The sequence below is a fragment of the Variovorax sp. Root411 genome, assembly GCF_001425205.1.
Lineage (GTDB): Bacteria > Pseudomonadota > Gammaproteobacteria > Burkholderiales > Burkholderiaceae_C > Variovorax.
In genome coordinates, this window is the sequence record NZ_LMDW01000019.1 from 246,120 (window position 1) to 260,775 (window position 14,656).

Sequence of the window (14,656 nt, forward strand, 5' to 3'; positions counted from 1 at the left end):
NTAGTAGCCGTCGGTCTCGAGCTTCAGCAGCTCGCCGCCAGCGGCCAGCGTGGCGCCTTCGCCCTTGCCGATGGCGACGTATTCCATGTCCTGGTCGAGCTGCGACTTGGACGAGACGGGGCCCACGTCGGTGCCCTGCGCCAGCGCATCGCCGACCTTGATCTTTGCCATGCGCGCCTTCATCGCCTCGATGAACTTGGGGTAGATGCCTTCGGTGACGATGAGGCGGCTCGACGCGGTGCAGCGCTGGCCGGTCGAATAGAACGCGCTCTGCACGCTGAGCTCCACGGCCTGCGCGAGATCGGCATCGTCCAGGATCACCTGCGGGTTCTTGCCGCCCATTTCGAGCTGCACCTTCTTGTGGTTGGTGACGCACTGCACGGCGATGTTGCGGCCCACGCCGACCGAACCTGTGAAGCTGATCGCATGGATGCCGGGRTGGCTGACCAGCGCGTTGCCGATGACGCTGCCGCGGCCCATCACGAGGTTGAACACGCCGGCCGGGATGCCCGAACGGCTGATGATTTCGGCCAGCGCCCAGGCGCAGCCGGGCACGAGGTCGGCGGGCTTCAGGACCACACAGTTGCCGAAAGCGAGCGCGGGCGCGATCTTCCATGCGGGAATGGCGATGGGAAAGTTCCACGGCGTGATGAGGCCGACCACGCCGACCGGCTCGCGCGTGATTTCCACGCCGATGTTGGGCCGCACCGAAGGCAGCAACTCGCCCGACAGGCGCAGGCATTCGCCGGCGAAGAACTTGAAAATCTGGCCCGCGCGGGTGGCTTCGCCGATGCCTTCGGCTTTCGTCTTGCCTTCTTCGCGCGCCAGCAGCGTGCCGAGTTCTTCCTTGCGCGCGAGGATCTCGGTGCCGATCTTGTCGAGCGCATCGGAGCGCGCCTGGATGCTGCCCGTGGCCCAGGCCGGGAAGGCGGCGGTGGCGGCAGCGACGGCGGCTTCGACGTGCGATGCGTCGCCCTGGGTGTACTGGCCCAGCACGTCGGACAGGTTGCTGGGGTTGAGGTTGGGGCTGTAGCTTGCGCCGGCACGCCATTCGCCGCCGATCAGGTTGTCGAAGTTTTGCATGAGGGGTTCCTTGCTGCTCGATGGAAAGAAAGAAGCCGGAGCACTGGGTGTCCGGCTGCGGAAATGGAAACGGGAGACTAAACCTTCAACGGACCATGCAAGGTTTTTTGTTGTCGAAAGTCCATCCCGGAATCAAGTATTGCATCGCCTGCGCGTCGTTGCGCGCGCCCAGGCCGTGCTTCAGGTAAAGCTGGTGTGCCTTCTCGACCGCGTCCATGTCGAGCTCCACGCCCAGGCCGCCACGCGTGGGGACCTTCACGAAGCCGCCCTCGATCCGCAGCGGCTCTTTCGTCAGGTGCTGGCCGTCCTGCCAGATCCAGTGCGTGTCGATCGCAGTGACCTTGCCCGGCGCCGCGGCCGCGACGTGCGTGAACATGGCGAGCGACACGTCGAAGTGGTTGTTCGAATGCGAGCCCCAGGTCAGGCCCCAGGCCTGGCACAGCTGCGCCACGCGCACCGAGCCCTGCAGGGTCCAGAAGTGCGGATCGGCCAGCGGGATGTCGACCGACTGCAGCGAGAGGCTGTGCACCATCTCGCGCCAGTCGGTGGCCACCATGTTGGTGGCGGTCGGCAGGCCAGTGGCGCGGCGGAATTCGGCCATCACCTCGCGTCCGGAAAACACGCCTTCGGCGCCGCACGGGTCTTCGGCATAGGCCATCACGCCGTGCAGGTCGCGGCACAGGCGAATCGCGTCCTGCAGCAGCCAGCCGCCGTTCGGGTCGAGCGTGACGCGCGCCTGCGGGAATCGCTCGTGCAGCGCGCGGATCGCCTCGACTTCTTCCTCGCCGCGCAGCACGCCGCCCTTGAGCTTGAAGTCGGTGAAGCCGTAGCGCGCGTGCGTGGCCTCGGCGAGGCGCACGATGGCCTCGGGCGTCATGGCTTCTTCGTGGCGCAGGCGGAACCAATCGTTGTCGGCGCCGGGATCGGTCTCGTACGGCAGGTCGGTCTTCTTGCGATCGCCTACGTAGAAGAGGTAGCCGAGCATCTGCACCGCGTCTCGCTGCTGGCCTTCGCCGAGCAGGGCCGCCACGGGCACTTCGAGATGCTGGCCGAGCAGGTCGAGCAACGCCGCCTCGACCGCCGTCACTGCATGGATGGTCACACGCAGGTCGAAGGTCTGCAGGCCGCGGCCGCCGCTGTCGCGGTTGGCGAAGGCGCTGCGCATGCTGTTGAGCACGGCGTTGTGGCGGCCGATGGGCTGGCCCACGATGAGGCCGCGCGCGTCTTCGAGCGTCTGGCGGATCTTCTCGCCGCCCGGCACTTCGCCGACACCGGTGTGGCCGGCGCTGTCGGTCAGGATCAGCAGGTTGCGCGTGAAGAACGGACCGTGCGCGCCGCTGAGGTTCATCAGCATGCTGTCGTGGCCCGCGACGGGAACCACGCGCATGCCAGTGACGACGGGGGCACCGGTGACGGGAGAGGTGGAATCTGAAGATGTCATTTCGAATCAATCCAAAACCGCATCAGATCCTCACGGCCTGGCGGGCCAGCAGCTTCCAGTTGCCGCCCTGCTTCTGCCAGACGCCGAGGATCTTCAGCGCCACCTTGCCGGGCTTGCCCGAGTCGTTGGTTTCCGCAGCGAGCGAATGGCGCACGATGGCGGTGTTGCCGTCGACCACCTTGATGGTCTGGTCGGTGATCGTGATGGCCACGAAGTCCGACTTGCCGTCCACCAGGTCGCCGATGAAGCTGGCCTTGGTGTCGACCTTGCCGCTCGAGTGCCCATAGCTGAGGTCGTCGGCCACCAGCGCGCCGAGGGCGGCGGCGGTCGGATCGATCATCGCGATGCGCAGGCGCTCGGCGGCGGCGGTCACTTCGGGCGAGGCAGATGCCGCATTGCCCGCCGGCATCATCGAGCAGCCCGAGAACGCAGCCGCCGCGGCGGCGATCAGGAAGAGCTTCTTGAGGAACATTGCCTTGTCTCCGTGTTGTTGTTCGTGTTAGACAGCTTGCCGGCTTACTGGGGGCCGAGCGCGTCGATCAGCGCCTTGAGTTGCTCCATCTCGGCGGGCTTCAGGTCGGTGAGGGGTGCACGCACGGGGCCCGCGTCGTGGCCGACGATCTTGGCGCCCGCCTTCACGATGCTCACCGCATAGCCCGGCGTGCGGTTGCGCAGCTCGAGGTAGGGCATGAAGAAGTTCTTCAGCAGGCGGTGCTGCGTCGGCAGGTCGTCGGCGGCCACGGCCTTGTAGAAGTCCATGGCGGTCTTCGGAATGAAGTTGAAGACGGCGGACGAATACACCGGCGTGCCCATGGCCTTGTAGGCAGCGGCATAGACCTCGGCCGTGGGCAGGCCGCCCAGGTAGGCGAAGCGGTCGCCCATCTTCTGGTAGATGGCGACCATGGCCTCGATGTCGCCGATGCCGTCCTTGAAGCCCACGAGGTTGGGGTTGCGCTCGGCCAGGCCGGCAAGCGTGTCGGGCTTGAGGCGGCTCGACGCGCGGTTGTAGACGATCACGCCGAACTTCACGCTCTTGCACACGGCCTCGACGTGCGCGGCCAGGCCTTCCTGGCCGGCTTCGGTGAGGTAGTGCGGCAGCAGCAGGATGCCGTGCGCGCCGGCCTTCTCTGCCGCTTGAGCGCACTGGATGGCGAAGCGCGTGGGGCCGCCGGCGCCCGCAATGATCGGCACCACGCCGCGGCAGGTGTCTACCGCGGTCTGGATGATGCCGGGGTACTCCTCGCCGGTCAGCGAGAAGAACTCGCCCGTGCCGCCGGCCGCGAACAGAGCGCTCGCGCCGTAGGGAGCGAGCCATTCGAGACGCTCGACATAGCCCTTCTTGTTGAAGTCGCCGTTGCTGTCGAAGTCGGTCAGCGGAAACGAGAGCAGGCCGGAGCCCATGATGGTCTTGAGTTCTTGCGGGTTCATCGGGAAGAGTCCAGTGAAGATTTGGGGGGAAAGAAAAAGATGTGCGGCAGCCGGTCAGTCGAGCCTGACGTTGGCTTCCTTGATGACCTGCGCCCAGCGCGCGCGCTCCTTGGCGAAGAACTGGTCCTGCTCGGCCACGGTCATGGTCACGACTTCCGCGCCCTGCCCCGCGAGGCGTGCGCGGATGTCCGGCGTACGGATGATGCGCACCAGTTCCTTGTTGAGCCGGGCGATCACCGCGTCGGGCACGCCGCGCGCCGCGACCACGCCCTGCCAGGTGCCCGACTCGTAGCCGGGGGCGCCCTGTTCCGCGATGGTCGGCACGTTGCCGATCAGTGGCATGCGCGTGGACTTGGACACGGCAATCAGCTTGAGCTTGCCGGACTGCACGTGCGGGTAGGTGGCGAGCATGCCGTTCATCAGCACCTGCGTCTGGCCCGACACGGTGTCGAGCACGGCCTGCACGCCGCCCTTGTAGGGCACGTATTCCCACTTGGCGCCGACCCTGCGCTGCAGCTCGATGCCGGCGAGGTGCGCCGTGCTGCCGCTGGCGGTCACGGCAAAGTTGAAGTCGCTTTTCTTCGAGAGCTCGACCAGTTCCTTCAGCGTGTTCGCCTGCACCGAGGGGTGCACCACCAGCAGGTGGGGCGAGTAGGCCAGCATGGAGACGCTGCGCAAATCCTTCGACGGATCGAACGGCAGCTTGGGGTACAGCGACGGGCTGATGGCCAGCGCGCCGAGGTCGCACAGCATCAGCGTGTAGCCGTCGGCCGGCGCCTTGGCCAGCAGGTCGGCGCCGAGATTGCCGTTGGCGCCGGCCTTGTTGTCGATGATGACCGACTGGCCCAGAGCCTCCGACAGCGGCTGGCTGATGGAGCGCGCAATGATGTCGGACGAGCCGCCCGGCGGGTACGGGACGATGATGCGGATCGGTTTCGAGGGCCAGTTGCCGCCGCCGCCCTGCGCAATCGCGCTCAGGGGCAGGCTGGCAGCCAGCGTCGTGGCCAGGGCGGCGCCCAGCGCGCCGCGTCGGTTGATGGTCATGTTGTTGCCTCCGGTTGTTCGATGATCGTCACGGCCTCGTCCGCGCGGCCGAATGAGTTATCAGTCATCGTACAACTAGAAAAACAACTTGTCCAGTCTGGCCGACAAGAAAATTCAGCTGGAGGGAATGTCGTCGGGCGACGGCGCGGCCGTGCCTGCAGCCGCATCGGCCTTCGCCTTCTGCTGCTGCGCGGCTTCCTGCGCCAGGCGCAGCCGCTCGCGGCTGTTGGTCAGGTGGATGCGCATGGCCGCGCGCGCCGACTCGGGGTCGCGCCGCGCGATGGCCGCATAGATTTCTTCGTGCTCGCGGTTGACCCGGTTCAGGTAGGGTGCGCCACCTTCGTGCGTACGGATGGCGCTGATGCGCGTACGCGGAATGAGCGTGGTGCCCAGGTGCCGCATGATGTCCGCGAAATAGGGGTTGCCGGTCGACTCGGCGATCTGCAGGTGGAAGCGGAAGTCCGGCCCCACGGTGTCGCCCGCCACGACCACGTTGCGCTCGAAGTCGTCGAGCGCCTGGCGCATGGCGATCAGTTGCTCGTCGGTGCGGCGGCTCGCGGCGAGGCCGGCTGATTCGGTTTCCAGGCTGATGCGCAGCTCCAGCACGGCCAGCACGTCCACCGACGCGGCGATCTCGCCGGGATCGAGGCGAAACACCCCGCCCGCCCGCGGTTGGAGCACGAAGGTGCCCACGCCGTGCAGCGTCTCGACCAGCCCGCCGGCCTGCAGCTTCGACAGCGCCTCGCGCACGACGGTGCGGCTCACGCCATAGGCCTGCATGATGGCCGACTCGGTGGGCAGCTTGTCGCCCGGGCGCAGCGACTGGCTGCGGATTTTTTCGCCAAGGTCTTCCACCAGCCCATGCGCGAGGCCGCGTGCGCGCTGGCGCGGACGCCCCACGAAAGCGCCCCCCGCAGCCGAAGCGGCAGACGCCGTTTCCGCCGGCGCCTGTGATTCCAAGGGATTACCCGCAGTCGACTGAGCCATGGCCACGATGATAATCTCCAAACTAGTTGTACGACAACAGATAACTTATCACGCACTTCCTGGCGCCGCTGGCGATTTCGCCTGCGGCTTTCGGTTTCCACGGCACCGACATGCAGCGCCCTTCAGCCTTTGCTCCGTCGGCATCGTACCGGCCGCTTTCAGAAAAGCACCGTGACGGCGGGCCCTCGGAAACCATGACTCCTGTACGCATGGACGCGCAAAGATGACAGACAAGAAGATGAACCGCCTCCTCCTGACCGGCGCGGCCGGCGGACTCGGCAAGGTGCTGCGCGAGCGGCTCAAACCCTTTGCCGGCGTGCTGCGCCTGTCGGACATCGCTTCGCTTTCGCCGGCCGCGGATGCGGGAGAGGAAGTCGTGCCCTGCGATCTCTCGGACAAGGCGGCAGTGCACGCGCTGGTCGCAGGCTGCGATGCCATCGTCCACCTGGGCGGCGTGTCGGTCGAGCGTTCGTTCGAGGAAATCCTCGAAGCCAACATCAAGGGCGTGTTCCACATCTACGAAGCCGCGCGCCGCCACAGCGTGAAGCGGGTGGTGTTCGCGAGCTCGAACCACGTGATCGGCTTCTACAAGCAGAGCGAACACATCGACGCGCACGCCGTGCGCCGGCCCGACGGCTACTACGGCCTGTCGAAGTCCTTCGGCGAGGACATGGCGCAGTTCTACTTCGACCGCTGGGGCATCGAGACCGTGAGCATCCGCATCGGCTCGTCGTTCCCCGAACCGGCCAACCGCCGGATGATGAGCACCTGGCTCAGCTACCGCGACCTCACGACGCTGATCGAGAAATCGCTGTTCACGCCGGACGTGAAGCACACGGTGGTCTACGGCATGTCGGACAACCGCGACATCTGGTGGGACAACAGCGCGGCCGCGCACCTGGGCTTCGTGCCACAGGACAGCTCCGAGGTGTTCCGCGACAAGGTCGAGGCACAACCACCTGTCGCGCCGACCGACCCGAACGCCATCTACCAGGGCGGCGCCTTCACCGCGCAAGGCCCCTTCGGCGATGCAAGCTGAACTGGTTCTCGACGCGCGCAACGGCACCGGCGAAAGCCCGGTGTGGCATGCCGCGCAGCAGGCGCTGTACTGGGTCGACATTCCGGCGCGCATGCTGAATCGCTGGCACGCGAGCGAAGGCCATGCGCAATGGACGGCGAACGAAATGATCGCCTGCATCGCACCGCGCGCCGACGTGCCCGGCGAATGGCTCGCCGGCATGGAAAGCGGCCTGTTCTCGCTGAAGCCGCAGGCCGACGGCACGTTGCCTGCCAGCCCGCTCGCCCCCGTCGTGCACGCGGCACCGGCCATGCGCTTCAACGACGGCCGCTGCGACCGCCAGGGCCGCTTCTGGGCCGGCACGATGCTGCTCGACATGGCGGCCGGTGCGCGCGTCGGCCGCCTCTACAGCTACGGCAAGGGCAGCAACGACGCCGCTGCGCGCCTCGACGACCTCATCGTGCCCAACGGCCTGGCCTTCAGCCCGGACGGCCGCACGATGTACCTCTCCGATTCGCACCCCACGGTGCAGGCCGTCTGGGCCTTCGACTACGACACGGACACCGGCACGCCCACCAACCGCCGCCTGTTCATCGACATGAAGCCCCTGCCCGGTCGCCCCGACGGCGCCGCCATGGACACCGACGGCTGCTACTGGATCTGCGGCAACGACGCCGGCCTGGTGCACCGCTTCACGCCCGATGGCCGGCTCGACCGCTCGCTCGAAGTACCGGTGAAGAAGCCCGCCATGTGCGCCTTCGGCGGCCCGGACCTCGACACCCTCTTCGTCACCTCCATCCGACCCGGCGGCATCGACCTGTCGGACCAGCCACTGGCCGGCGGCGTGTTCGCGCTGCGGCCCGGCGCACAAGGCCTCGCGGAGCCCGCTTTCGGCATCTGACCCTGTTGTTCATCCACTGCGTTTTCTTTTCATCCACCGAGGAGCTATTCAAAATGAAATCACTACAAATGAAGAAGCTGGCAGGCTTGATCGCGATCGGCCTGATCGCACTCACGGCATCGAACGTCACGATGGCGCGAACCTTCCGTTCCGCCGAAGTGCACGCCAAGGACTTTCCCACCAACCAGGCGGTGAAGTTCATGGGCGATGAGTTGTCGAAGGCCACGGGCGGCAAGGACAACATCAAGATCTTCGCCGACAGTTCGCTGGGCTCGGAGAAGGACACGGTCGAGCAGGTGAAGATCGGCGCGCTGGACATGGTGCGCGTGAGCAGCGCCTCGTTCCACGGCATCGTGCCGGAGTCGGTGATTCCGTCGCTGCCCTTCCTGTTCCGCGACATCGAGCACTTCCGCAAGGCCATGTACGGCCCGGCCGGCGACAAGGTGCTGGCCGCGTTCGAGAAGGCCGGCTTCATCGGCCTGTGCATGTACGAAAGCGGCGCGCGCTCGGTGTATGCCAAGAAGCCGATCAAGTCGGTGGCCGACATGAAGGGCCTGAAGATCCGCGTGCAGCCCTCCGACCTGATGGTGAGCCTGGTGAGCGCCACCGGCGCGTCGCCCACGCCGATGCCCATCGCCGAGGTCTACACCGGCCTGAAGACCGGCCTGGTGGACGCCGCCGAAAACAACTACCCCTCGTACGAAGAAGCCAAGCACTTCGAGGCCGCGCCGGTCTACTCCGAGACCATGCACGTCATGACGCCCGAGGTGCTGGTGTTCTCCAAGAAGATCTGGGACACGCTCACGAAGGAAGAACAGGCCGCGATCCGCAAGGCCGCGAAAGACTCCGTGCCCTACTACGTGAAGCTGTGGGAGCCGCGCGAGAAGGATGCCAAGGCGGCCGTCATCAAGGGCGGCGCCAAGATCGTTCCGGCCGCGGACATCGACCGCAAGGGCTTCGTCGACGTCGAGAAGCCGGTGTGGGACAAGTTCGCGACCACGCCGGAGCAGAAGGCGCTGGTTCAAGAGATCGTCAACACCAAATGAGGCCCGCGGCCTCGCTCCTTTCCCTTCCGGGGGACGGCTGGGGTGGGGGCACGACGGCCTCGGCCGCCAAATGGCGCTCGTTGGGCGCCGCCCCCATCCCAGCCTTCCCCCAAAGGGGGAAGGAGCAAGGCAGGAAATCCCTATGCACTTGTTGACCCACTTGAACGCACGGCTGTCGCGCTGGGCGATGTACATCGCCTGCGTGTGCCTTGTCGGCCTGCTCGCAGTCGTCGTCTACGGCGTGGTGCTGCGCTATGTCTTCAATGACGCCCCGCCGTACGTCGAGCAGGTCGCGCTGCTGCTTGTTATTTCGGTCGCCATGTTCGGCGCTTCCGCCGGCGTGCGCGACGCCGGCCACATCGGACTCGATTCGCTGGTGAAGGCACTGCCGCCCAAGGCGCAGTTCTGGTGCAAGGCGCTCGTCTATGTGCTGACCATCGGCTTCGCCATCGCGTTGTTCGCGGGCGGCGCCGAGATGGCCGTGTCCACGCGCGAATCGACCATTCCCACGCTGGGCATGTCCGAGGCCGTGCGCTACGTGCCGGTTCTCTTTGCGGGGGTGCTGATCACCCTCTTCTCCCTCGAGCACCTGGCGGCTCAGTTCACAGACCGGAAGGTCGTTCCATCATGGCATTGACAGTGCTGTCGCTGAGCTTCGTGCTCTTCCTTCTGCTCGGCATGCCGGTGGCCTTCGCCATCGGGCTGAGCTGCCTGGCCACCTTTGCCTACGAAGGCCTGCCGTTCGAGACCGCCATCCAGATGATGGTTTCGGGCATGAACGTGTTCTCGTTCCTGGCCATTCCGTTCTTCATCTTCTCGGGCGAGCTGATGCTGCACGGCGGCATCGCCGACAAAATCGTCGCCTTCGCGCGCAGCCTCGTCGGCCACTGGAAGGGCGGCCTGGGCTTGGCCAACGTGGTGGCGTCGACGCTGTTCGGCGGCGTCTCCGGATCGCCCGTGGCAGACACCTCGGCCATGGGCGGCGTGATGATCCCGATCATGAAGCGCGAGGGCTACAGCGCGGCCTACGCGGTGAACGTGACGACGCACGCCTCGCTCTCGGGCGCGCTGATGCCGACCTCGCACAACATGATCATCTACGCCTTCGCGGCGCAGGCCGCGGTGGGCACCATCGACGGACACATCATCAAGGGCGTGTCCATTGGCGACCTGATGTTCGCGGGGCTGATCCCGGTGTTCTGGATCATGGTGTGCATGCTGGTGGCCGCCTACTGGCAGGCCGCCAAGCACGGCTACCCGAAGCGCACCGACGGCAGCACGATGGTCGAGCGCTTCCCCGGCTGGGGCATGGTGGCCAAGACCTTCCTGGCCGCGATTCCCGGCCTGATGGTGATCGTGATCATCCTGGTGTGCGTGATGAAGGGCGTGGCAACGGCCACCGAGGCGGCGGCCATCGCGGTGACGTATTCGCTGCTGCTCACGGTGGTGGCCTACCGCACGATGTCGCGCGAGAAGCTCTTCAAGTCGCTGGCCAAGGCCTCGAAGACCACCGGCGTGATCCTGCTGCTGATCGGCGTGTCGAACATGCTGCGTTACCAGATGGCCTACCTGGAGATTCCTGACGCCATCGAGACGGTGCTGCTGGCCGCCACCTCCAGTCCCTGGCTGATGCTGCTGTACATCAACATCATCCAGATCTTCCTGGGCATCTTCCTGGACATGGCGGCGCACATCCTGATCACGACGCCGCTGTTCCTGCCGCTGGCCATCCAGATGGGCGTGGGCCCGGTGCAGTTCGGGATGATGCTGCTGCTGAACTGCGCGCTGGGCCTGGTGCACCCGCCGGTGGGCACGGTGCAGTTCATCGGCTGCGCGATCGGGAAGATATCCATCGGGGAGGCGACGAAAACCGCCTGGCCCTACTATCTGGCGATCTTCATCGCCATCACCCTGGTGACCTACGTGCCGGCCTTCTCCACCTGGCTGCCCACGATGCTGACCGGCCACAAGGTGCTGTAAGCAACAAAAGGTCCTCACGATGAGCAATCCCGCCTCCGGAGCCTCGCCGCTCTACATCCGCATCCACGCCAACGACAACGTGGCCATCGTCGCGAACGACGGCGGCCTGAAGGCCGGCACCGCGTTCGCCGACGGCCTGGTGCTGGTGGACAACGTGCCCCAGGGTCACAAGGTGGCCCTGTCCGACCTGGCCGAGGGCGCGGCCATCGTCCGCTACAACGTGGTGATCGGCTATGCACAGAAAGCGCTGCCGCGCGGCAGCTGGGTGCACGAGCGCGTGATGCGCATGCCGGTGGCGCCCGGGCTCGATGGCCTGCCCATCGCCACGGTCAAACCGCCCGCCCTGCCGCCGCTGGAAGGCTACACCTTCGAGGGCTACCGCAACGCCGACGGTTCGGTGGGCTCGCGCAACATCCTGGCCATCACGCAGACGGTGCAGTGCGTGGCCGGCGTGACCGATTTCGCGGTGCAGCGCATCAAGGCCGAGCTGCTGCCCAAGTATCCGAACGTCGACGACGTGGTGGCGCTGGAGCACAGCTACGGCTGCGGCGTGGCCATCGACGCGCCCGACGCGATCGTGCCGATCCGCACGCTGCGCAACATCAGCCTCAATCCGAACTTCGGCGGCGAGGTGATGGTGGTGAGCCTGGGCTGCGAGAAGCTGCAGCCCGAGCGGCTGCTGCCGCCGGGGAGCATTCCGATCGTCGACAAGCGCGGCGAGGCACCTGGCGACGCAGAGCTCGACGTGGTCTGCCTGCAGGACGACGAACACGTCGGCTTCATGTCGATGATCGATTCGGTCATGCGACAGGCCGACGAACACCTCGCACGGCTCGACAAGCGCAGGCGCGAAACCGTGCCCGCCAGCGAACTGGTGGTGGGCGTGCAGTGCGGCGGCAGCGACGCCTTCTCCGGCGTCACCGCCAACCCCGCCGTGGGCTTCTGCACCGACCTGCTGGTGCGCGCGGGCGCCACCGTGATGTTCTCGGAAACGACCGAGGTGCGCGACGGCATCGACCAGCTCACCTCGCGCGCGTCCACGCCCGAGGTGGCCGAGGCCATGATCCGCGAGATGGCCTGGTACGACGACTACCTGCAGAAGGGCCGCGTCGACCGCAGCGCCAACACCACGCCGGGCAACAAGAAGGGCGGGCTGTCGAACATCGTCGAGAAGGCGATGGGCTCGATCGTCAAGTCGGGCTCGGCACCGATCAGCGGCGTGCTCGCGCCCGGCGAGAAGGCAGCGCAGAAGGGCCTGATCTACACCGCCACGCCGGCCAGCGACTTCATCTGCGGCACGCTGCAGCTGGCGGCCGGCATCAACCTGCACGTGTTCACCACCGGCCGCGGCACACCCTACGGGCTGGCCGAGGTACCGGTGATCAAGGTCGCCACGCGCAGCGACCTCGCGCGCCGCTGGCACGACCTGATGGACGTGAACGCGGGCCGCATCGCCGACGGCGAGGCCAGCATCGAGGACGTGGGCTGGGAGCTGTTCCGGCTGATGCTCGACGTGGCCAGCGGCCGCAAGAAAACCTGGGCCGAGCACTGGAAGCTGCACAACGCGCTGGTGCTGTTCAATCCGGCCCCCGTGACCTGACGCCCAGGGCACGAGGAGGCCTTGCTCGAGGGGCGGGACCAGATCAACAACGGAGACGGAGACACCATGAGAAGAACCCAGTTTGTCCGCGGCATCGCCGCCCTCTCGGCCTCGGCCGCGCTCTCGCTCGGACTGGCCACGCCGGCCGCAGCGCAGGCCGATTTTCCGAACCGTCCGATCGAGCTGCTGGTGCCCTACCAGCCCGGCGGCGGCACCGATGGCCTGGCGCGCGCTTTTTCCGAGGCGAGCCGCAAGCACATCTCGCAGAGCATCGTGATCGTCAACCGCCCCGGCGCGGGCGGCGCCATCGGCTGGACGGAAGTGATCAACGCCAAGCCCGACGGCTACAAGCTCGCGGTGCTCACGGTCGAGCTGCTGACGCTGCCGCACCTGGGCTTGGCCAAGTTCAACTACGACGACTTCCAGCCGATCGCGCAGCTCAACGCCGACCCGGCCGCCATCACCGTGAAGGCCGACGCGCCGTGGAACACCATCGAGGAGTTCCTGGCGGCCGCGAAGAAGTCGCCCGAGAGCGTGCGCGTGGGCAACTCGGGCAACGGCTCGATCTGGCACCTTGCCGCCGCGGCGCTGGAGGACAAGACCGGCGCCAGGTTCGGCCACATCCCGTTCCAGGGCGCAGCGCCCGCGGTGCTGGCGCTGCTGGGCGGCCACATCGAGGCCGTGGCGGTGAGCCCGGCCGAAGTCACCACGCACGTGCAGGGCGGCAAGCTCAAGGTGCTGATGGTGATGGCCGACAAGCGCGTGAAGGGCTTCGAGAAGGTGCCCACCGCCAAGGAGCGCGGCATCGACCTGTCGATCGGCACCTGGCGCGGCCTCGGCGCGCCGAAGAACACGCCGCCCGATGTGATGGCGAAGCTGCGCGAGATGACGGCGAAGACCGCCGCCGAACCGCTGATGCACGAGGTGATGGACAAGCAGAACCTGGGCTACGTCTACACCGATGGCGCCGTGTTCAAGGAGACGCTGGCCAAGGACAACGTCTACTTCAAGCAGCTCATCACCAAACTCAACATCAAACCCTGAACCGCAACCATGAAAAAGAAAACCATTGCATCGCTGTTGTGGCTGGCCGCCGTTGGGCCGGCTTCGGCCGCCACCTGGGTCTACGTGTCCAACGCCGACAGCCAGGAAATCTCCGTGCTCGAGCTCGACCGCGCCCAGGGCGCGCTCAAGCCGGTGCAGACGCTGAACGTCGGCGGCACGGTGATGCCGATGGTGGTGAGCCACGACAAGCGCGTGCTGTACGCCGCGCTGCGCTCGCAGCCGTTTCGCGTGGCCGCGCTGTCGATCGACGGCGCCACCGGCAAGCTGCAGAAGCTCGGCGAGGCGCCGCTGGCCGACAGCATGGCCAACATCGACCTGGACGCGAGCGGCAAGTGGCTCTTCGCGGCCTCGTACCAGGGCGGCAAGATCACGGTCAATGGCATCGGCAAGGACGGCACGGTGGGCGCCGTCCACCAACTGGTCCAGACCGGGCCCAACGCGCACGCGATCCACGCGGACGCGAGCAACCGCTTCGTGCTGGCCACCAGCCTCGGCGGCGACAACGTGTCGAGCTGGCGCTTCGATGCCGAGAAGGGCCTGCTGTCGCCGAACGATCCGCCGCTGACGACCACGTCCGCGAAGTCGGGCCCGCGCCACTTCATCTGGGACAAGGCACAGCGCCACGTCTACCTGCTGGACGAGCTCGACGCGGCGCTGCACGTGTTCGCCTGGGACGCGGCGCGCGGCACGCTCAAGCTCGAACAGAGCACGACTACGCTGCCCGCCGGCTTCACCGGCAAGCCCTGGGCCGCCGACCTGCACCTGACGCCCGACGGTCGCTACCTGTATGCGTCGGAGCGCACGTCGAGCACGCTTTCCGCGTTCAAGGTCGATGCGGCCACCGGACAGCTGCAGCCGCTGGGCCAGACCCCGACCGAGAAGGTGCCGCGCGGCTTCGCCATCGACTCCAGCGGGCGCTACCTCATCGCCGCCGGACAGGAGTCACACGGCATCTCGCTCTATGCCATCGACGCTGCCACCGGCGCGCTGGGCAAGCCCCAGCACCTGGACGTCGGCAAGAACCCGAACTGGATCGAGATCGTCGACCTGCCCTGACGGCCCC

General features: G+C 66.8%; 13 protein-coding genes and 1 pseudogene. 8 read left to right on the forward strand and 6 right to left on the reverse strand.

Features of this window, described 5'->3' with window-relative positions; all coding sequences use genetic code 11:
- Window position 1: 1 nt before the first annotated feature.
- From ASC92_RS29455 to ASC92_RS24155, 6 genes and pseudogenes are all read right to left on the reverse strand, one after another.
- Window positions 2-1,083, reverse strand: a pseudogene (locus ASC92_RS29455) (aldehyde dehydrogenase family protein); the annotation flags it as partial.
- A gap of 85 nt (window positions 1,084-1,168) precedes the next feature.
- Window positions 1,169-2,524, reverse strand: coding sequence for a glucarate dehydratase (gudD, locus tag ASC92_RS24135; RefSeq protein ID WP_056520795.1), 1,356 nt, complete (start codon window positions 2,522-2,524; stop codon window positions 1,169-1,171).
- A gap of 22 nt (window positions 2,525-2,546) precedes the next feature.
- The gene (locus tag ASC92_RS24140; protein ID WP_056520797.1) at window positions 2,547-2,996 is read right to left on the reverse strand and encodes a nuclear transport factor 2 family protein; all 450 of its coding nucleotides are present in this window, start codon (window positions 2,994-2,996) and stop codon (window positions 2,547-2,549) included.
- Window positions 2,997-3,040: 44 nt separating this feature from the next.
- Window positions 3,041-3,952: a 5-dehydro-4-deoxyglucarate dehydratase gene (gene kdgD, locus ASC92_RS24145; RefSeq protein ID WP_056520800.1), complete on the reverse strand. Its 912-nt coding sequence runs from the start codon at window positions 3,950-3,952 to the stop codon at window positions 3,041-3,043.
- A 54-nt stretch (window positions 3,953-4,006) separates the two neighbouring features.
- A complete protein-coding gene (locus tag ASC92_RS24150; RefSeq protein ID WP_056520802.1) occupies window positions 4,007-4,996 on the reverse strand; it encodes a Bug family tripartite tricarboxylate transporter substrate binding protein in 990 nt (329 codons plus the stop codon).
- Between the two features lie 114 nt (window positions 4,997-5,110).
- A complete protein-coding gene (locus tag ASC92_RS24155; protein WP_056520983.1) occupies window positions 5,111-5,983 on the reverse strand; it encodes a FadR/GntR family transcriptional regulator in 873 nt (290 codons plus the stop codon).
- Between the two features lie 223 nt (window positions 5,984-6,206).
- On the opposite strand from ASC92_RS24155, the gene ASC92_RS24160 reads away from it, so the two are divergent.
- The 8 genes from ASC92_RS24160 (at window position 6,207) to ASC92_RS24195 (ending at window position 14,649) form a co-directional block, all read left to right on the forward strand.
- Window positions 6,207-7,022 carry an NAD-dependent epimerase/dehydratase family protein gene (locus tag ASC92_RS24160; protein WP_056520804.1) on the forward strand — a complete coding sequence of 272 codons (816 nt, stop codon included), beginning with the start codon at window positions 6,207-6,209 and terminating at the stop codon, window positions 7,020-7,022.
- A complete protein-coding gene (locus ASC92_RS24165; protein WP_056520806.1) occupies window positions 7,012-7,902 on the forward strand; it encodes an SMP-30/gluconolactonase/LRE family protein in 891 nt (296 codons plus the stop codon). Before ASC92_RS24160 ends, ASC92_RS24165 begins: the two co-directional genes overlap by 11 nt.
- Before the next feature lie 53 nt (window positions 7,903-7,955).
- Window positions 7,956-8,948, forward strand: coding sequence for a TRAP transporter substrate-binding protein (locus ASC92_RS24170; protein WP_056520808.1), 993 nt, complete (start codon window positions 7,956-7,958; stop codon window positions 8,946-8,948).
- Between the two features lie 142 nt (window positions 8,949-9,090).
- Window positions 9,091-9,585, forward strand: a complete 495-nt coding sequence (locus ASC92_RS24175; RefSeq protein ID WP_056520810.1) for a TRAP transporter small permease — start codon at window positions 9,091-9,093, stop codon at window positions 9,583-9,585.
- Window positions 9,576-10,928 carry a TRAP transporter large permease gene (locus ASC92_RS24180; RefSeq protein ID WP_056520811.1) on the forward strand — a complete coding sequence of 451 codons (1,353 nt, stop codon included), beginning with the start codon at window positions 9,576-9,578 and terminating at the stop codon, window positions 10,926-10,928. Before ASC92_RS24175 ends, ASC92_RS24180 begins: the two co-directional genes overlap by 10 nt.
- Before the next feature lie 19 nt (window positions 10,929-10,947).
- Entirely contained in the window at window positions 10,948-12,528 is a 1,581-nt protein-coding gene (garD, locus tag ASC92_RS24185; protein WP_056520813.1) for a galactarate dehydratase, read from the forward strand.
- A gap of 66 nt (window positions 12,529-12,594) precedes the next feature.
- Window positions 12,595-13,572 (forward strand): Bug family tripartite tricarboxylate transporter substrate binding protein, encoded by a 978-nt coding sequence (locus tag ASC92_RS24190; protein ID WP_056520985.1) that lies wholly within the window; start codon window positions 12,595-12,597, stop codon window positions 13,570-13,572.
- A 9-nt stretch (window positions 13,573-13,581) separates the two neighbouring features.
- A complete protein-coding gene (locus tag ASC92_RS24195) occupies window positions 13,582-14,649 on the forward strand; it encodes a lactonase family protein (protein ID WP_056520815.1) in 1,068 nt (355 codons plus the stop codon).
- Window positions 14,650-14,656: the final 7 nt, after the last annotated feature.